The sequence below is a fragment of the Paraburkholderia tropica genome, assembly GCF_914484835.1.
Classification (GTDB): Bacteria; Pseudomonadota; Gammaproteobacteria; order Burkholderiales; family Burkholderiaceae; genus Paraburkholderia; species Paraburkholderia tropica_A.
In genome coordinates this window covers 1-19,015 of record NZ_CAJZAR010000082.1, presented here as the reverse complement: position 1 = coordinate 19,015, position 19,015 = coordinate 1, and the positions used below count along the sequence as shown (strand labels likewise).

General features: G+C 62.7%; 18 protein-coding genes. 1 reads left to right on the top strand and 17 read right to left on the bottom strand.

Translation table 11 applies throughout. The annotated features are described in order from the left end of the window. The 10 genes from LDO54_RS31395 to rfbB all read right to left on the bottom strand — a co-directional run. The coding region (locus LDO54_RS31395; RefSeq protein WP_224015410.1) for an NAD-dependent epimerase/dehydratase family protein at positions 1-219 on the bottom strand (219 nt) is incomplete at its 3' end. Continuing rightward, on the bottom strand, positions 216-1,205 hold the full coding sequence (rfaE1, locus tag LDO54_RS31390; RefSeq protein ID WP_224015409.1) for a D-glycero-beta-D-manno-heptose-7-phosphate kinase: 990 nt from the start codon (positions 1,203-1,205) through the stop codon (positions 216-218). The genes LDO54_RS31395 and rfaE1, both read right to left, overlap by 4 nt. Before the next feature lie 53 nt (positions 1,206-1,258). Beyond that, positions 1,259-4,198, bottom strand: a complete 2,940-nt coding sequence (locus LDO54_RS31385) for a glycosyltransferase (protein WP_224015407.1) — start codon at positions 4,196-4,198, stop codon at positions 1,259-1,261. Continuing rightward, positions 4,179-5,573: an ABC transporter ATP-binding protein gene (locus LDO54_RS31380; RefSeq protein ID WP_224015404.1), complete on the bottom strand. Its 1,395-nt coding sequence runs from the start codon at positions 5,571-5,573 to the stop codon at positions 4,179-4,181. The genes LDO54_RS31385 and LDO54_RS31380 overlap by 20 nt, the downstream gene beginning before the upstream one ends. Beyond that, on the bottom strand, positions 5,563-6,381 hold the full coding sequence (locus LDO54_RS31375) for an ABC transporter permease (protein WP_224015403.1): 819 nt from the start codon (positions 6,379-6,381) through the stop codon (positions 5,563-5,565). Before LDO54_RS31375 ends, LDO54_RS31380 begins: the two co-directional genes overlap by 11 nt. A 70-nt stretch (positions 6,382-6,451) precedes the next feature. Continuing rightward, on the bottom strand, positions 6,452-7,876 hold the full coding sequence (locus LDO54_RS31370; protein WP_224015401.1) for a mannose-1-phosphate guanylyltransferase/mannose-6-phosphate isomerase: 1,425 nt from the start codon (positions 7,874-7,876) through the stop codon (positions 6,452-6,454). Between the two features lie 161 nt (positions 7,877-8,037). Continuing rightward, entirely contained in the window at positions 8,038-8,928 is an 891-nt protein-coding gene (rfbD, locus tag LDO54_RS31365) for a dTDP-4-dehydrorhamnose reductase (protein WP_224015399.1), read from the bottom strand. A gap of 7 nt (positions 8,929-8,935) precedes the next feature. After that, complete coding sequence (rfbC, locus tag LDO54_RS31360) at positions 8,936-9,487, bottom strand: dTDP-4-dehydrorhamnose 3,5-epimerase (RefSeq protein WP_224015397.1); 552 nt, start codon at positions 9,485-9,487, stop codon at positions 8,936-8,938. Further along, the gene (gene rfbA, locus LDO54_RS31355) at positions 9,472-10,365 is read right to left on the bottom strand and encodes a glucose-1-phosphate thymidylyltransferase RfbA (RefSeq protein WP_224015395.1); all 894 of its coding nucleotides are present in this window, start codon (positions 10,363-10,365) and stop codon (positions 9,472-9,474) included. The genes rfbC and rfbA overlap by 16 nt, the downstream gene beginning before the upstream one ends. Positions 10,366-10,376: 11 nt before the next feature. Then, positions 10,377-11,438, bottom strand: a complete 1,062-nt coding sequence (gene rfbB, locus LDO54_RS31350) for a dTDP-glucose 4,6-dehydratase (RefSeq protein ID WP_224015393.1) — start codon at positions 11,436-11,438, stop codon at positions 10,377-10,379. 373 nt (positions 11,439-11,811) lie between these two features. Between rfbB and LDO54_RS31345 the strand changes: the two genes are divergently transcribed. After that, positions 11,812-12,663: a symmetrical bis(5'-nucleosyl)-tetraphosphatase gene (locus LDO54_RS31345; protein WP_224015391.1), complete on the top strand. Its 852-nt coding sequence runs from the start codon at positions 11,812-11,814 to the stop codon at positions 12,661-12,663. A 54-nt stretch (positions 12,664-12,717) separates the two neighbouring features. Here LDO54_RS31345 and LDO54_RS31340 read toward each other — a convergent pair whose 3' ends face one another. The 7 genes from LDO54_RS31340 to LDO54_RS31310 form a co-directional block, all read right to left on the bottom strand. Next, positions 12,718-13,515, bottom strand: a complete 798-nt coding sequence (locus tag LDO54_RS31340) for a lysophospholipid acyltransferase family protein (protein ID WP_224015390.1) — start codon at positions 13,513-13,515, stop codon at positions 12,718-12,720. A gap of 10 nt (positions 13,516-13,525) precedes the next feature. Continuing rightward, positions 13,526-14,815 carry a dihydroorotase gene (locus LDO54_RS31335; protein WP_224015388.1) on the bottom strand — a complete coding sequence of 430 codons (1,290 nt, stop codon included), beginning with the start codon at positions 14,813-14,815 and terminating at the stop codon, positions 13,526-13,528. A gap of 22 nt (positions 14,816-14,837) precedes the next feature. Beyond that, positions 14,838-15,857: an aspartate carbamoyltransferase catalytic subunit gene (locus LDO54_RS31330; RefSeq protein WP_224015386.1), complete on the bottom strand. Its 1,020-nt coding sequence runs from the start codon at positions 15,855-15,857 to the stop codon at positions 14,838-14,840. A gap of 100 nt (positions 15,858-15,957) precedes the next feature. Next, positions 15,958-16,509: a bifunctional pyr operon transcriptional regulator/uracil phosphoribosyltransferase PyrR gene (pyrR, locus tag LDO54_RS31325; RefSeq protein ID WP_224015384.1), complete on the bottom strand. Its 552-nt coding sequence runs from the start codon at positions 16,507-16,509 to the stop codon at positions 15,958-15,960. 10 nt (positions 16,510-16,519) lie between these two features. Next, on the bottom strand, positions 16,520-16,963 hold the full coding sequence (ruvX, locus tag LDO54_RS31320) for a Holliday junction resolvase RuvX (RefSeq protein WP_224015382.1): 444 nt from the start codon (positions 16,961-16,963) through the stop codon (positions 16,520-16,522). After that, positions 16,960-17,538 carry a YqgE/AlgH family protein gene (locus LDO54_RS31315; protein WP_224015380.1) on the bottom strand — a complete coding sequence of 193 codons (579 nt, stop codon included), beginning with the start codon at positions 17,536-17,538 and terminating at the stop codon, positions 16,960-16,962. The genes ruvX and LDO54_RS31315 overlap by 4 nt, the downstream gene beginning before the upstream one ends. A 270-nt stretch (positions 17,539-17,808) precedes the next feature. Further along, the coding region (locus LDO54_RS31310; RefSeq protein WP_224015378.1) for a hypothetical protein at positions 17,809-19,015 on the bottom strand (1,207 nt) is incomplete at its 5' end.

Here is a 19,015-nt window from a genome sequence, read left to right as displayed (position 1 = left end):
GAACACCGCACGCACCTTGTCGAAGTCGCCGCGCGCGAAGCGCTCGACGAACTCGGTCTTGTCGATGTAATCGTCGATTTCGCAATCGACGAGATTCTTGAACTTGTCGGCGCGCGTGAGGTTATCGACGGCGATGATGCGGTCTTCACCGCGTTCGTTAAGCGCCTTGACGATATTGCTGCCGATGAAGCCGGCCGCGCCGGTGACGATGAGGGTCATGGTTGATTCTCCAGCGCGACGTTCTGTTTGTCGCTCAACGCATCGGGGAAGAGCTCGCTAAATTCGACCGTTGCCGTACCAAGTTTCCCGACGACGATGCCCGCTGCCCGATTCGCAACAGAAACCGCGTCGACCAGCGACGCACCAGCGCCGATCATCGCCGCGAGCGTAGCGATAACGGTGTCGCCAGCACCCGACACGTCATAGACCTCGCGTGCACGCGCAGACTCGTGCGTCGCCCCTGCATCGGTGAAGAGTGTCATGCCCTCTTCCGAGCGCGTCAGAAGCAGCGCCTCGAGTTCGAGATCCGCGCGCAGTCGCGCAACGCGCGCATGAAGATCGTCTTCCGACTTCCACTGACCGACGACCTGTTGCAGTTCGCTACGATTCGGCGTGATCAATGTCGCCCCTCGATAACGCTCCCAGTCGTCACCTTTCGGATCGATCAGCACTGGCTTGCCCGCCGCGCGAGCAGCGCCAATCATTTTCGTGACATGCGTCAGACCGCCTTTCGCGTAATCGGACATAAGAATCACGTCATGCGACGGGAGCAAGGCCTCAAAGCGAGCCAGCCCTGCGAGCAGAACTTCGTGGGCCGGCGCGCTCTCGAAATCGACCCTTAGCAGTTGTTGATGTCGCGACAGCACACGTAGCTTGATGGTGGTAGGCAACGAAGGATCTCGCTCCAGATGTGCCTGCACGCGACTGTCACGCAGCAAGGAAACGATCTGCTCGCCAGCCTCATCGGTACCAACCACGCACAACAGTCCCGACTGTGCATTCAATGCTGCGATATTGCGGGCGACGTTTGCCGCTCCGCCGAGGCGGTCCTCGGTGGTGGAAACGTGCACGACCGGCACTGGCGCTTCCGGGGAGATGCGGTGAACGTCGCCGAACCAGTACCGGTCCAGCATGACGTCTCCGACAACCAGTACGCGTGCTGAGGAAAGGTCGTCCGACAGCTGGGTCTGCGCCGCTTTACTCATGGTCTCTTGCCGATCTGTGCTATTGCCCCGAATCGATATCATCGTCATTCCGTTTACTGATTGCCCCTACGCCTGTTCCGCAGACGCCGGGCGAAGTGCCAACAACGACGCGCCAGCGGCTTCATGCCAGGTACGCGCAGCACTCGCTGCACGCCGGCATCGACTCTCATGCCCACCCATTTTCCGGGAGTCGGCGCGACACTACCACCACCGCTGAGCGCGAGACGAAGCTGGTCGAACTGGCGTAACCGATCTACGAGCGTACCGTACCTCACGGTTCGTCGCGCCTCCTCCATCGAGGCGAACACTTCCCGCGCCGAGCGGTCCCACCCGCCTCGCTCGCCAGTCGTCTCGGGGGTGATCCAATGCATACCGTTCTCCCGGATATCGGAGATCAGGTCTTCCATCGTGCAAAAGAAATGAATGTTTTCCGCACCTTCGGTACCTGCGGCCAACTCTCGATAAAGTGCAGAGTCCCGCACGTAAATTGGCCTCCTGCGCGACAACGCGTGCAGGACCGGAAAGCCAAAGCCTTCGTAGTGACTCGGGAACACAACGGCACGAGCGTTGGAATAGAACTTCTCGAATTCTTCGTCCGAGAGATGCCCGGCCTGAAAGGCCTTGACGTTTGCGTGCGGCGACGGCTTATCGCCGTACCCCACTGCGACGATGCGCTCGTTGGGAAACGCAGCAGCAATCGCATCCACCGTCGGACGTACGAACTTGTGGTTGAAGTGGTTACCGATCACGAAAATGTGCGACTCGTCCTCATCGCGCTTTTCACTCGGCGAGCCGTATTCGCTGATATCAAGCGAGTGAGGCGACACCTTTTGGATCACCGTCGATCCAATTTCAAATCGGTTCGTAATGCGATCGAGCGTAAAACGCGAGTTCGTGAACAGCACGTCGATATGGCGAAGGGCAAAGTGCCAGATACGCGCATCGAAATTCAACGACAGATAGCCACAGTCGTAGGCGATCGTGTCGAGCATAAAGATGCCGACTACCGGGGCACGATTCACGAGACGCGACATGGCATCGACATCGAACGGCTGCCCAATGCGCACAATCGCTGTGACCTTCTCCGATTGCCCGTCGACTTCCAGCCGCGCCACGCCATCAAGACGAGCGAGGCCATGAAAGTCCCATGCCGCCTTTTGCATGTAGACGGCAATCTCGCAATGCCGGGGCCAGGTGCGCACGGCTGCTTCGAGGAGCTTGATGCCCGATTCAAACGTCCCATTAAAATAGGGACCAAAACTGGAAAAATCGAACGCGTAGACGAGTTGCCCGTCCTTGCCGCCCGCGTATTCGATCAGCGTTTCCGCGCGGAATTCCGGCGAGGCGAAATACGCATGGACGAGTTGCGGGTACTCCGGATAGCGCGCATGGAGGATAGGTGCGTTCTTCGCCTCACGAGCGGCTTTCGCCCGCGACGACTCGGCGAACGATTGCTCACCCATGTGCCAGACGAAGGCCTGATTGGCAAGCACCGCACTATAACCGCACCGGTTCGCGCGCATGACCAGATCGTTTTCTTCGTTGTAACCGGTTCCATAAACAGGGTCGAAGCCACCCAATTCGCTGTGAACAGTCCACTTGATCAGCAGACAGAAACCCACCGCCGTAGGTACGAATGAGTAACGTGGCAAGGTCGAAGCAGTCTGCAGAAATGCCGCGTAGCCACGTTGCGGAGTGACGTCCTGATCCAGGAATGAATAAGGCAATGTTGCGATGGTCGCATTGTTGCTGCGTGGCGAAACGAAACCAATCATCGGGTCTAGCGCCGCTACCTCGAGCATTTCGCTCAGCGCGCCCGGAAACACAATGGTGTCCGAGTTCAGCAGGACAACCGCGGCTCGCGCCGCCTTTGCGCGCACGAACGCGCGGTTACACGTTCCGATAAAGCCCTGATTGCTCTCGTTGGTGATGACCTCGAAGCTGATCGCAGGGTCATCGAAGCGGCAGCTTTCCAGTGCGGCCTGGAGTGGCGCATAGTCTGGGCTGTCGTTATAGAAAAAGACCTTCGCGTCGAGCCGGCGCAGTTCATCGCCGATCGCATTGAGCGAACTGAACAGTTGCGGAACAAGTTCCTCTTTCTTATAGAACGGCACAACGATGTGCAACTCGCTCTTGGGGCAGATTGCCTCATAAGGGAGCGCAACACTGTCGTCGATGGCGCCTGCGGCGGTCTCGCGCATCGGCGTCCAGGGAGCGAGGCGCCCGGAAATCGAGGTCGAAGGTGTGCCGCTCGCCTGCACCACCGTGTCCCGGGACAATACGCGCAGACTCTCGAGGGACGTGACCGGGAGCAGATCCTGAGTATGAAAACGCGTTCCGTCTTCGTTCGGCACGAGAATCAGCATGCGATCGCACACGTCGCCGTATACATTCTCAGCACAACGGCGATAGTTTTCCGGATTGAACGCAAATGCGACGTGTCCGAATACCGTGTAGCGTTCGCGCTTCGCTGCGGTAAGCCAGGCTTCGCCATCCTGCGCGTTGGCGAGATCGACGCATATGACCGGCCGGCATCGGCCGATGGCACCCGACGCCGGACCGAAAACCGTCGACGGCGGTACCACGACTCCGCGCCCGACGTGAACGAGATCTGCGCCCGGCAGCGCCAATGACTCGAACGCCCCCCAGAACGCCGCCCCCGACGAAGCCTCTGCTTCATCGCCGACTTCCTGGACCGTGACTGCGTCCTGCAAGAAATTGCGGGCTACGTTGGCTTTCAACACGTCGGCGACTGCGCCTCGCAATTCAAGCGCATGAATTCGGCCCGCATCCTGTACGTGACGCGCAAACGCAATCGCACGCGCACCAACATCGGCCCCGATGTCCACGACCACACTGCCCGGTTCAACGAAGCGCAGCATCGTGACGAGTTGACGCTCGGCAAACTCTCCGTATAGCCGCAGCGAGTCCACCGCATAGCCACGGTTGCCGGATACCTCGAAGAGGCCGTACTTACATTGCATTTGCGCCATCGGACAGACTTTCAGATTGAGTCACATCGAAGGTAATGGAGAGCGACGGTGCTCCGAGCTTGCCATGCACGAGATTGCTACCAAGCGCAGTCAGCACCATCACGTCATGCATCAGATGGTGCTGGACATGATCGCTGCCCGGCCCTTCCGCAAAAGCGACGTCGATCGAGTATTCGCCCCGGATGAGCGCGGGGAAGCACATCGAGAACGCCGCCTCGATTTCTGAGCCAGCGCTAGCGACGATCGCCTGCTCGCGCAGATAACTATCGGTGCTCTCCGCCATCAGCTTTTGCCCGTGATTGTCCTTTATGACGAACCCAATCGCCGGATAGGTCATATCCGCCTTCACAGAAGCCCGTATCACGAGACTGACCATTTCGTCGGAGTAGAACTCCCCGACCGCCTCTCCATCGCCATTCCGGAAGAAAGCCGCGGTAATAGTCGCGCCGCCGATACCGAAGCTCTCCGCTTCGGTCCGGAACTGCGATGCGTGATAGCGCACGGGCGGAACGGACTCGACTTCGTATCTATGTGCCCGTTCAGGCCGTTTGCTCGACGAGTCGACGGCCACTAAAGTGCCGGGGGATCCGTCCGATGATCCAGCTACACCAATCTGCGACGCGGCCTTCTCAGAATAAAGATCGCGCAGATAGATCATCGCGATCTCTTTCGGTGTCCCCGTTTCGTAGAGGTATTGCGATCCTTCGCGACGCAACAGGATCGCGTGCTCGCAAAGCGCGTTCACCGCGCTCATGTCATGGCTGACAAACAGAAGCGTGCCGCCATTCGCCTTGAAATCCAGCAGGAAGCGCATGCACTTCTGTTGGAAGAACGCGTCACCCACGCTTAGCGCTTCGTCGACGATCAAGACATCGGCATCGACGTGAGCGATCACGGCGAACGCGAGTCGCACGAACATGCCGCTCGAGTACGTCTTGACCGGCTGATCCACGTAGTCGCCAATCCCCGCAAAAGCAGTGATCGCATCAAACCGCGCATTGGTCTGCTCGCGGCTCAAACCGTGCAGCGAAGCCGCCAGATACACGTTCTCACGGCCCGTGAACTCAGGATTAAAGCCTGCGCCAAGTTCCAGCAACGCTGCAACCTTGCCGCGAACCTCAATATTTCCTTCAGTAGGAGAAAGGGTCCTGCAGATCATCTGCAACAAGGTCGACTTGCCCGCGCCATTGCGCCCGATGATTGCTACCGTCGTACCGCGCTCCACCGTGAACGAAACATTGTGCACGGCCCAAAATTCGCGAAAGTAGGTACGTTGGCCTCGAAACAGCATCTGCAGCAAGCGGTCTCGAGGACGATCGTAGATGTGATAACACTTGCTCAGATTATCGATCTTGATGGCGTAATCAGAGGACATCCGCAAATCCTTTTCGTGTCTTCTCGAACCACCAGAAGCCGCCGAACAACACGACGATCGACAACAACAGCACTGGCAAATACGCATGGAGGTCGAGCCCCTCATGCCACATCAAAACCCGGCGGACCTGCTCGATGACCGGAACGAGAGGATTCAACTCTGCAACAGGGCGGAACCGCGCCGGAATGGAATCGGCAGAATAGAAAATAGGCGAAAGAAACATCAATACCGTCGTGAACAAGCCGGTGATCTGCGCGGTATCGCGAATGAAAACGCCAAGCGCTGAAAAAAACCAGGCAATCCCGAGCGACAGGAAAATTAACGGAAGCAGCGCAATGGGGAACAACAGCACCGTGACAGACGGAACGCCGATCGCAATCAGATAGAACACCAGCCATACCAGGAAGCTGATGAACAGATGAAAGAGCGCGACCGCGACGGCCACGAGCGGCAGGATTTCCAGCGGGAACACCACGCGCTTTACGTAGTTCACGTTCGACAGGATGATGCTCGGCGCCCGGTTCAGGCACTCGGCAAACATGTTGAACACGAGTAGCCCGGAGAACAGCACCAGCGCGAATTCTGCTCGCGACCCTGTCCCGCCGGGCCAGCGCGAGCGGAAGATCACGCCAAACACAAACGTGTAAACAGCAAGCATGAGAATGGGCTGAAAGACCGCCCAGAACATTCCCAGCATCGAGCCACGGTAACGCCCCAGCACTTCGCGAACCGTTAACGCCGCGATAAGGCCACGATTCGCAACGAACATGCGGAACATGCGCTTCGGATTGTCAAATAAACGCAGCATATTTCTTCAGCAAAAAACCGTTAGCTCCCCAGCGCGCAACATTGCAGACGACAAAGGAGGCCACGGAAAATCAACGGTTAGGCATCCGTCCATAGTTGTCTTCGAAGCGGACGATATCGTCTTCCCCTAGATAGGCGCCGGACTGGACCTCGATCATCTCCAGTGGAACCTTTCCGGGATTCTCGAGACGATGCTGGGTGCCGAGAGGAATGTAAGTCGACTGGTTTTCCGAGAGGAGCAATGTGGTATCACCGTTCACGACGCGCGCCGTGCCTCGTACGACGATCCAGTGCTCTGCACGGTGATAATGCATCTGCAGCGACAACGACGCGCCAGGATTGACGACAATTCTTTTCACCTGGAACCGATCACCGCTATCCACGCCTTCGTAAGTGCCCCAAGGACGCGCCACCTTGCGATGCAATTCGGATTCGACGCGCCCAGCGGCATTAAGTTGATCAACGATCTTCTTGACGTCCTGCGCCCGTTCCTTGCTCGCGACGAGCACAGCGTCAGCCGTCTCGACGACGACCACGTTGTCGACGCCGAGTACCGCTACCATCCGGGACTCGCTACGTACGAACGTATTGGTCGTATCGAGCGCAAGCACGTCGCCCTGCAAAGTGTTGCCCGCCTCGTCGCGCGGACTGATTGCGGCAAGCGCGCTCCATGTCCCCACGTCGCTCCAGCCAATCCCCGCAGCTGCGACGACCACCGCATGCGCAGTCTGCTCCATCACCAGATAGTCGATTGAATCCGCGCGGCTTGCTGCAAACGCGTCGCAATCGAGACGCAGAAAATCGAGATCTTGCTTCGCGAGATCGACCGCCTGCGTGACCTGTTCGAGCACGTCCGGTCCATGCAACGCCAGTTCGCGCAGGTAGGCGTCAGCGCGAAACAGGAACATGCCGCTGTTCCAGTAGTAGCCGCCTTCCTGTAAAAAGGCGAGCGCCCGCGCCTCGTTCGGCTTTTCAACGAACGAATCGACCTCGAAAACTCCGTCGTCCGCCCGCGCTGCCGCGCGCCGGATGTAGCCATATCCCGTATGAGGCTCGGTGGGCTCGATTCCAAACGTGACGAGTTTCCCCTCAAGCGCCTGCGGTAGCGCCTTCTCGACAACCGAGCGAAAGACGCCATCGTTTTCGATCATGTGATCCGAGGGCAACACCAGCAGAACCGCATCCGCATCGTCTCTCGATGCAATCAACGCCGCCGCCGCGATTGCCGGCCCCGTGTTACGGGCGACAGGTTCGAGCACCACACGACCCTGCACACCTGTCTCGCGCAACTGTTCCGCAACGAGAAACCGCTGCTGCTCGTTCGAGATGACCAGCGGCGCTGCCGTGCCAGCGAGACCATCGAGTCTCCTCGCCGTCTGCTGCAACAAGGTCAAATCGCCACAAAGGGACAGAAACTGCTTCGGATATCCACTGCGAGACAATGGCCACATGCGTGTACCGGAGCCGCCGCAAAGAATGACCGGGGTAATTGTCATAGTCGTTACTGGTGAGCGTACAAGTGCACTGCCCGTGTGATTGGGATCATGGGCGGTAAACAGGACATTATTACATGCACGAACGCCGCCCCTTCGGTCAGGGGCGGGCCGCAACAGCGCGCTCTGCCCTTACCGGCAGCGGCGCAAAAACATCGAACCGGTCAGCACGCAGCCATACACAAACGCAATGCATCCTGCCAGTCGGGCGACCGCACGCCGAATACCTGCGCAAGCTTGTCGTTCGATAGCCGGGAATTGCCGGGACGTTTGGCCGGCGTCGGATACGCAGAGGCCGGAATCGGTTTGACGACGGGCTTCTTCGGCAAATCCGACGCATTGAAAATCGCCTCGGCAAATCCATGCCACGAAGTCGCGCCACCGGCGGTCAGATGATAGACGCCCGATTGTTGCGCCCACCACTGCGCGCGATCGGCCGCGTTGGCAGCTTGCGCGAGCACATGCGCGGTCGTCGTCGCAATCGTGCGCGACCACGTCGGCGCGCCGATCTGATCGGCCACCACGCTCAACTCCTCGCGCTCCGCGCCCAGCTTCAACATCGTCAGCAGGAAGTTCTTGCCACGCCGCCCATACACCCAGCTCGTGCGCAGAATCAGATGATCGCAGCCGCTCGCCGCGATCGCCTGCTCGCCTTCCAGCTTCGTGCGGCCGTAGACGTTCTGCGGATTCACCGCATCGGTCTCGACATACGGCGAATCCTTCGTGCCGTCGAACACATAGTCGGTCGAATAGTGAACGAGCGCCGCGCCCAGCTGCTTCGCCTCTTCGGCGAGCACGGCCGGCGCCTGCACGTTCAGGCGCGTCGCGCCTTCCACGTCGCTCTCCGCCTTGTCCACCGCCGTATAAGCAGCCGGATTGACGATGATCGTGGGCTTCACTTCGCGCACGACGCGGCGAATTGCATCGGGATTGTCGAGATCGAGCGCCGCGCGATCGCAGCCAACAACACGCCCGAGCCCCTGCAGACTGCGCAGCAGCTCGAAGCCGACCTGGCCGTTGATACCCGTGACGAGGATGGTCGCTTGCTTGTCCATCGCCGCCTCACTCATAGACTTCGGCGTCGGCCAGCTGCTTGCCCGCCGCGTCCTTGGCCGCCAGCAGCGGCTCGAAATCGATCGGCCATTCGATGCCGATGGCCGGATCGTTCCAGACGATGCTGCGCTCGTGCTCCGGGAACCAGTAGTCGGTCGTCTTGTAGAGGAACTGCGCCGACTCCGACAGCACGACAAAACCGTGCGCGAAACCGGGCGGCACCCACAATTGCCGATGATTCTCAGCCGACAGCGTCACGCCCACCCACTTGCCGAAGTTCGGCGAGTCGCGGCGCAGGTCGACGGCCACGTCGAACACTTCGCCTTCCACCACGCGCACGAGCTTGCCCTGCGCATGCTGGATCTGATAGTGGAGGCCGCGCAGCACGCCCTTCGCCGAACGCGAATGGTTGTCCTGCACGAACACGACGCCGGGCGCGACCAGTTCTTCGAACTCGCGCGCATTGAAGCTTTCGTAGAAGTAGCCACGCGCATCGCCGAACACCTTCGGCTCGATGATCTTGACTTCGGGGAGCGCCGTAGCGGTTACCGTGATGGCCATGCGACCTGATCCGTAAGAAGGTTCAACAAGTACTTGCCGTAGGCGTTCTTCGACAGCGGCCTGGCGAGCTTCTCCACCGCTTCCGCGCCGATCCAGCCATAGCGGAATGCGATTTCCTCGGGACAGGCGACCACGAGACCCTGACGCTTCTGCAGCGTGGCGATAAACGTTGCCGCCTCGATCAGCGAGTCGTGCGTGCCGGTGTCGAGCCACGCGTAGCCGCGGCCCATGATCTCGACGTTGAGCGCGCCGTCGGTCAGATAGCGCGAGTTCACATCCGTGATTTCCAGCTCGCCGCGCGGCGACGGCTTGATATCGGCCGCGATATCGCACACGCGGTTGTCGTAGAAGTACAGCCCCGTGACCGCGTAATTCGAACGCGGCTTCTCAGGCTTTTCTTCAATCGACAGCGCGCGGAAATCCTTGTCGAACTCGACCACGCCGTAGCGTTCCGGGTCGTGCACGTGATAGGCGAAAACCGTTGCGCCCGCATCCTGTTCGTTGGCACGCTCGAGCTGCTTCGCGAGATCGTGACCGTAGAAGATGTTGTCGCCCAGGATAAGCGCCGACGGATCGTTGCCGACGAAATCCTTGCCGATGATGAACGCCTGCGCGAGACCGTCCGGCGAGGGCTGCACCGCGTACTGGATGTTCATGCCCCACTGGCTGCCGTCGCCGAGCATCGCCTCGAAACGCGGCGTGTCCTGCGGCGTCGAGATGATGAGCACGTCGCGAATGCCCGCGATCATCAGCGTCGACAGCGGGTAGTAAATCATCGGCTTGTCGTACACCGGCAGCAACTGCTTCGAGACTGCGTGGGTGATCGGATAGAGCCGCGTGCCGGAACCGCCGGCGAGAATAATGCCTTTACGAGCCATGTCGACCGCCTTTACGTGCGCTGCGCGTAGTTCGTTTCGACCCACTTGCGATAGTCGCCCGAAGCGACTTCGTCGGCCCATGCCTGGTTATCCAGATACCAGCGCACCGTCTTCGCGAGACCGGTTTCGAAGGTTTCCGCGGGCTTCCAGCCGAGTTCGCGTTCGAGCTTGCGCGCGTCGATCGCGTAGCGGCGGTCGTGACCGGGGCGATCCGTCACGTAGGTGATCTGGTCGCGATACGAACCTGCGGCCTTCGGACGCATCTCGTCGAGCAGGTCGCACAGCGTGTGCACGACTTCGAGGTTCTTCTTCTCGTTCCAGCCGCCGACGTTGTACGTCTCGCCGCTCTGGCCGCGCGCGAGCACTTCGCGGATCGCGCTGCAGTGGTCGCCCACGTAGAGCCAGTCGCGCACGTTCTGGCCGTCGCCGTAGACGGGCAGCGGCTTGCCGGCGAGCGCGTTGGCGATCATCAGCGGAATGAGCTTTTCGGGGAACTGGTACGGACCGTAATTGTTCGAGCAGTTCGTCGTGAGCACCGGCAGACCATACGTGTGATGGTAGGCGCGCACGAGGTGGTCGGAACCGGCCTTGGTCGCCGAGTACGGGCTGTTGGGCGCGTACGGCGTGGTTTCGGAGAACTGCGGATCGGTCGCGGAGAGCGAGCCGAACACTTCGTCGGTCGAAACGTGCAGGAAGCGGAAAGCGGCTTTCTCGGCTTCGGGCAGCGTGTTCCAGTACTGACGCGTGGCTTCGAGCAGCGTGAAGGTGCCGACCACATTCGTCTGAACAAAATCGGCCGGACCATGAATCGAGCGATCGACGTGGCTTTCCGCGGCGAAATGCAGCACGGCGCGCGGCTTGTGCTCGGCGAACAGCGCGTCGAGGGCTTCGCGGTCGCAGATGTCGACACGGGCGAACACGTGCTTCGGATTGCCTTGCAGCGACTTCAACGTCCCAAGATTGCCCGCGTAGGTCAGCTTGTCTACGTTGAGAACGGCTTCGTCGGACTGGCTCAGCCAGTCAAGCACAAAATTGGCGCCGATAAAGCCGGCACCGCCCGTTACGAGGATCATGGAACTCCTTTTTGTCGCGTGTTTGATAGCAGATCTGGCGTTACCACCCCGGCCACCAGATGCTCGAAAGAATGCTGTAAAAAGAAAATTCAGGCGGGAAAAGCGCCGAATATTATCCGCGCAGCATACTTTGGCGCTGATTTTATCTTTGCAATTATAAGGCCAGCGCAAGCGAAAACCATACCGCTAACATCTTGAAACAGCTTGACAAATTCTGACCGGACACTTATAGCGAACGCCCTTTTCACGACGTCTGCGCCTATCTGTCTCAATGATGTCAAATTCAGGTGCTATCACGCGATAAAAGTATTCCTGTGATACCGTCACTCCCTCTTTGTGCGGCACCGCGTCGTACTGCAACTGATTCCGATTCATGACCAAGCACGCGCCGTCTCCTGCTCCTCTTGCCTTCGGCGATCTTCAGGGTTGCCTCACGCCGTTTCGCGAATTGCTCGCCAAAGCTGCGCCCTCGGCCGACACGCCGCTGTGGTTCGCCGGCGACCTGATCAATCGCGGCCCCGACTCGCTGGCGACGCTGCGCGAGATCATCGCGCTGGGCGAGCGCGGCGTGGCGGTGCTGGGCAATCACGACCTGCATCTGCTGTCGGTGTCGGCGGGCATCCGCAAGTCGAAAAAGGGCGACACCATCGACGACATTCTCAACGCGCCCGACGCCGACGACCTGCTGCACTGGGTCCGTCATCGTCCGATCGCGCATTACGAGAACGGCATGCTGATGGTGCATGCGGGCGTGCTGCCGCAGTGGGACGTCGATCTGACGATGGAACTCGCGCACGAGCTCGAAAAGGCCCTGCGGCGCGACAACTGGAAGGAAACGCTCGCGGGCCTCTACGGCAACGAGCCGAACCGCTGGTCGAAGAATCTCAAGGGGATCGAGCGGCTGCGCGTGACGTGCAGCGCGCTTACGCGCATGCGCTTTTGCGATAGCGACGGCGTGATGGATTTCAGCGCGAGCGGCGGGCTCGATTCGGCGCCGGAAGGCACGCTGCCGTGGTTCGACGTGCCCGGCCGCAAGACCGACGACGTCACCGTCGTGTTCGGCCACTGGGCCGCGCTCGGCTTGACCTTGCGCCCGAACCTCGTCGGGCTCGATTCGGGCTGCGTGTGGGGCGAGCGGCTCTCGGCCGTGCATCTCGTCCCCGACCCGTATCAGCGTGTGCTCACCCAGGTGCCCTGCGAGACCTGCCGGGCCGTTTCGGGTTGAGCCGAAAATAAGCACACCGCGCGCGACCTGGGATCGCGCGCGGCGGTGTTGGCATCAGGACAACTGCGGCGTGCGCGCGCCCTGCTCCTGCTGCTGCCCTTGCACCTGTCCCTGCCCCGCCCCCTGCATCGTCGCCAGCGCCGCGCCCACCGCTTCCTGCGCGCGCGCCGCGAGCTTGCGGCGGTCGTCGCCCGGTTCCAGCGCATCGCACACATAGACGTGCGCGGTCAGCGGCCCCGACTTCAGCATCGCGTCGAGCGAGTCCTTCAGCGACAGATCGTCGATATAGGCCGGCGCGAGCGACTGACGGCCCTGCGCATCTTCATACATGATGCAGACCGGCTGCACCGGCGTGCACGCCGACACCGGCGCCTGGAACATGTTCGAATGAAACGGCTTGAGCGCGAAGCCGTCCGTCGTCGTGCCCTCGGGGAACACGCACATCAGTTCGCCGCGCTGCAGCCGCTCGGCCAGCTCGTGCATGATGCGGCGCGCTTCGCTGCGCTTCTCACGCTCGATGAACACGGTATCGAGATTCTGCGCGAACCAGCCGATCAGCGGCCAGCTGCGCACCTCGGCCTTCGAGACGAACGGCGTCGGCCGCCACGCGTTGATCACGTAGATATCGATCCACGAAATATGATTGCTGACGACCAGCGCGCCCGCGTCGAGACGCGCAGCGTCGTTGTGCACGACGAGCTTCATGCCGCACAGTTCGAGCATCCTCAGCGACCAGGCGCGGTTGAGCGCGTGACGTTTTTCGGGCGTCGCGCGCGGAAAGCGCATCGCGACGGTCCACGCGCCGCGCAGCAGATGGCCGAGCAGGCGGGCTTTGCGAAAGAAGAGACTCATGGCGATGCGCTCAGTTACGTTCGATATGACGTTCGAAGCCGATGCGCCCCGCCACGAGCGTCGCGCGCACCACGGCGGGCAGTTCGTAACCGAGGAACGGCGTATTGTGGCCCTGGCTCTTGAGCGCGCGCGGCTCGACGTGCCAGTGCGTGCCCGCGTCGAACACGACGAGGTCGGCGCGCGCGCCCACGCTCACCGTGCCGGCATCACGCGCCATCACGGCAGCAGGCCCGGACGTAATGTGCGCAAGCGCCTTCGCGAGCGGCACGCCCGCTTCCTGCGCCCACTTCACGGTCAGCGACAGCAGCAGTTCGAGACCCGTCGCGCCCGGCGTGGCTTCGCCGAACGGCAGCAGCTTTTCGTCGTCGTCCACGGGCGTGTGCTGCGAGCAGATCGCGTCGATCGTGCCATCGGCGAGACCGGCGCGCAGCGCCTCGCGGTCGCGTTGCTGGCGCAACGGCGGATCGAGGCGGAACTGCGCGTCGAAATAGCCGATGTCCATGTCGATCAGATGCAGATGGTTCGCCGTGACGTCGCAGGTCACGGGCAGGCCTTCGGCCTTCGCCGCGCGCACCAGCGCGACGCCCGCCGCCGACGACAGATGCTGCACGTGCACGCGCGCGCCCGTCACGCGCATCAGTTCGAACAGCGTGAACAGCGCGATCGTCTCGGCGCTCTGCGGCACGCCCGAGAGACCGAGGCGCGACGCCAGCGCGCCGCTCGCGGCCACGCCGCCCTTCGACAGATACGCATCCTGCGGACGCAGCCACACGGCGTAGCCATAGGTGCTCGCGTATTGCAGCGCGCGCAGCAGCACCGAGGTATCGACGATCGGCTGATCGGCCTGCGTGAAGCCGATACACCCCGCCTCGGTCAGCGACACCATCTCGGTGATCGTCTGCCCCTTGAGCCCGACCGTCAGCGCGCCGAGCGGATGCACGTGCGCACGTTCGAGCTTGCCCGCGCGGTACTTCAGCATCTCGACGAGGCCCGCTTCGTCGAGCACCGGATCGGTGTCCGGCGGACACACGAGGCTCGTCACGCCGCCCGCCAGCGCGGCCGCCATTTCGGAGTCGAGCGTGGCCTTGTGCTCATAGCCCGGCTCGCGCAGCCGCGCGCTCAGGTCGACGAGACCCGGCGCGACCATGAGGCCGTTGGCGTCAATCGTGCGGTCCGCCTGAAAGCCTGCGGGTGCCGTACCGAGCGCGGCGATCTTGCCCGCTTCGATGAACACGTCCTGACGCGTCTCTGTGCCGCTCGCCGGATCGATCAGCGTGCCGCCTTGAATATGAATCTTCATGCGCTGCCCTGTCTGCCCTGCGTTAATCGTTATTACCGGCGACGATGCCCATCACCGCCATGCGCACCGCGATGCCGAAGCTCACCTGATCGAGGATCACCGACTGCGGGCCGTCCGCGACCTGCGAGTCGATTTCGACGCCGCGGTTCATCGGCCCCGGGTGCATCACGATCGCGTCGGGCGCGGCGAGCGCGAGACGCTCGGGCGTGAGCCCCCAGCTCTTGAAATACTCCTGCGCCGACGGCAGCAGCGCGCCGCTCATGCGCTCGTTCTGCAGACGCAGCATGATGATGACGTCCACATCCTTGAGCCCTTCGTCGAGGTTGTGGAACACGCGCACGCCCATCTGTTCGAGGCCGCCCGGCAGCAGCGTGCGCGGACCGATCGCGCGCACTTCGGGCACGCCGAGCGTGGTGAGCGCGTGAATGTCCGAGCGCGCCACGCGCGAATGCAGGATGTCGCCGACGATCGCCACGCGCAGATTCGTGAAATCGCGCTTGTAGTGGCGAATCGTGTACATGTCGAGCAGGCCCTGCGTCGGGTGCGCGTGACGACCGTCACCGGCGTTGATCACGTGCACGTGCGGCGCACAATGCTCGGCGATCAGATACGGCGCGCCGCTCGATGCGTGACGCACGACGAACATGTCGGCGTGCATCGCGGACAGATTGCCGATGGTGTCGAGCAGCGATTCGCCCTTGCTCGTCGACGACGCGTTGATGTTCAGGTTCAGCACGTCCGCCGAGAGACGCTTGGCGGCGATCTCGAAGGTCGTGCGCGTGCGCGTCGAGTTCTCGAAGAACAGGTTGAACACCGACTTGCCGCGCAGCAGCGGGACTTTTTTCACGTCGCGGTCGGTCACGCTGACGAACTGCGTGGCCGTGTCGAGAATGTGCGTGAGGATCTTGCGCGGCAGGCCTTCGATCGAGAGCAGATGCTTGAGCTCGCCGTTTTTCGTGAGCTGCGGATTGCCCTTCAGGAAGCCGTAGCGAAAGCGCGAGTCGCCGCTATCGGGCGACGCTGGCGTGGGCTGTGTGTTCATCGCGATGAGTCCTGCGGTGAGATCGGAGTCGGAAGAATGTTGGGTGTGTCTGAGGCTGGCCACGCGGCGCGCACTATACGTTGCGCGTGGCCTGTGCGGATCAGCCGGCGTTCGCGTCGATTCTGAACGCGAAGGTGGCTAGATCAGCGTCGCCGCCCTCGCGCGCGAGCACGAGCGTCGAGCCTGCGGGCACGACCGTTTCGGCGCCGACGAAGCGTGCCGATACCGGCAGCTCGCGGCCGCCGCGATCGGCGAGCACGGCCAGTTCAACGGACGCGGGACGGCCGTAATCGTAGAGTTCGTTGAGCGCCGCGCGCACGGTGCGGCCCGTGTGCAGCACGTCGTCGACGAGCAGGATGCGGCGGTTCTCCACCTCGAACGGCAGCGCGGTCGGGCTCGCCTCGCTGTGCAGGCCCTTCTTCGCGTAGTCGTCGCGATGCAGCGAGACGTTCACCACGCCGTGATGCGGCGCGCCGAGATCGCGCGCAAGCCGTTCGGCGAGCCACGCGCCGCCGCTGTGTATGCCGACGATGGCGATGCCGTCGGCGGCGCTGAAGGCGTTGGCGGCGTCGCTCGCGGCATCACTCTGATACGCCGCGCGGATCTGGTCGAGTACGGCGCGGTACAGCGCCTCGGCGTCAAGTGGACTCATCACGGGCGCGTCAGAGGGGTTGCGACGAATGCTCGTCGAGGTATTGCTGCAGGATCACGCAGGCCGCTTCGGCGTCGATGTGCTCGGCGCGTTCGCCGCGCTCGCGCAGACGCGCCTCGGCGTCGACCGACGAATAGCGCTCGTCCACCCACACGACAGGCAGATTGAAGCGGCCATTCAGTTGATTGCCGAAGCGCGTGGCGAGTTGCGTCATGGCGTGCGGCGTGCCGTCCGGGTGGCACGGCAGGCCGACCACGAGCAGATCGGGCTGCCATTCGCGCAGCAGCGCGCCGATGGCTTCGAACCGATATTCCTTGCTCTTGTTGGGTATGACGGTGAGCGCGCGGGCGCTATGCGTGAGCACGTTGCCGAGCGCGACACCGATGCGTTTTTCGCCGTAATCGAACGCCAGCAAGGTCGCCTCGGCGGCGCCTCGCTTCGCGGCCACGCTCATGCGTGACCCGCTTCGCCCGAAAGCATCGTCGAGGAAATGCCGAGCAGCGCGAGCGCGGCTTCGAAGCGATCTTCGGCGGGGACGTCGAAGACGATCTTGGGGTCGGCTTCCACGGTCAGCCAGCCGTTCTTCGAGATTTCGTCCTCGAGCTGGCCCGCGCCCCAACCCGCGTGACCGAGCGTGAGCAGGAACTGCTCGGGACCGCTGCCGTTCGCGACGGCTTCGAGCACGTCCTTCGACGTCGTCATCTCAAGCCCGCCCGGCACCGCCATCGACGAGGTGTAGTTGATGCCCGATTTGGGCGCATGCAGCACGAAGCCGCGCTCGGTCTGCACCGGACCGCCGAAATAAACGGGCACGTGCAGCAACGGTTCGATTTCGAGCTTGAGGTCGATGCGCGAGAACAGCGCTTCGAGGTCGATGTCGGTGGGACGGTTGATCACGAGACCGAGCGCACCGCGCTCGGAATGATCGCAAAGGTAGACCACCGTTCCTGAAAACGTGGGATCCGCCATGCTGGGCATGGCAATCAGGAACTGGTTGGTCAGGTTGATGCGATCGTTACTCTTGGACATGGTTTGAATTCTAGCAAAGACGATACGGAATGGCGGCGGCCCGGTGCGCCGGTTGCCCGAGGGTCCGTGGACCCGCGCGGCACCCGGTTTGTGCCCTCGGTTTGTGTCCTGCCTGCGACCCGATTGCACCCTACCTGCACCCTGCCTGCGCCCTGCGCACAACTCGACCCGCGCTCCGTATGACGGGGAATTGCTCACTCTAACACGGCGGCGCGACACGCCCGACTGGCCAATCGGCACGATGCCGGTGGGCGGGGCGCGTGCCGTCGCTCAGTGTGGCGTCGTCGCGCCGAGACCGCCTGGCGCGGACGGCGCCGCGTTTGCCGTCAGGCTGGCCGCGCCGTTGCCTGCGTTGTTGCTGGTGCTGTTGCTGGCGTTGTTGCCCGCGCCGCTCGCGATCGCCAGGCCGAGCGCCCGCACGGTCGGGGTCGCGTCCGGCTGCGCTACGCCCGCCGCCACCTTGTGCAGCATCGCGCGCAGCGATTCGTTGGCGTACTCGATCGCCTCGATGGATGGCGCGGCGCTTGTACCACTTGCACCGCTCTCGCCATGCGCACCGCCCGTCGACGTCTCATGCGCGCTCATCGCGTGCGCCGCGCGCCGCCAGGCCAGCCCGAGCGCATCCGACAGCAGCGCCACGTGGCCCAGGCCAAGCGCCCACGCCGCCGCACCGATCCGGTACGCCGCCTCCGCCGCCAGCAGCGAGGCCGCCGGATCGCCGTGCGTGCCGTCGTTGCGCAGCGACAGCGCCCGCGCCTGGGTGCCGAGCGCGAGCATCGCAGCATCGGCGGTCTGGAGGAAATCCTCGTAAGCATTGCCGTTGACGACGAGCGCGCCCAGATCGCGCGACGGCGCGACCCGCGCCGCGAGCGCGCCGGCCTGCGCGCTTTCCGCCTCCCACAGCGCCTCGGACGCCTGGGTGCCGGCCACGTGCCAGTCGACGGTCAAGCCATAGTCGTGCAGCAGCTCGACGTCGGCGGTATCTTCAGCCGACGCGCCGAACAGCGCGTAATCGCGCCACAACAGCGCGAGCGCCGAACGCACGAGCGATTGCGGAACGATGCGCAAGCCGCGTGCGTGCTCGCCGAGCAGCAGGTTGCAGCGTGCGTAGAAACGCCGCACGTCCTCGTCGCCCCAATACGTCACGCCGCGCCGCAGCGCGCGTCCGCAGGCGACGGCGAGGCGCCAGAAGTCATAGGGATTGGGGCCGGTCAATTCGCCGAAACAGGCGTCCATCTCGTCGAACGCCGCCTCGGCGAGCGCGTTGGCCGCGCGGCTGCCGTTGCCCAGACGCGCCTTCAGCGCGGGCAGCAGCGCCGCCTCGAAGCGCGCGCGGGCCTGCGAAAGCCGCTGCGCGGGCTGCGGACTCAGGATCGCGCCGACGATCGGACGGGCATGCAGCGCCACGTCCTCGTACGCGAGCGAGAGGCCTGGCGCGTGTTCCGCGATGATGTCGATGAGCGCGCGCTGATGTGCG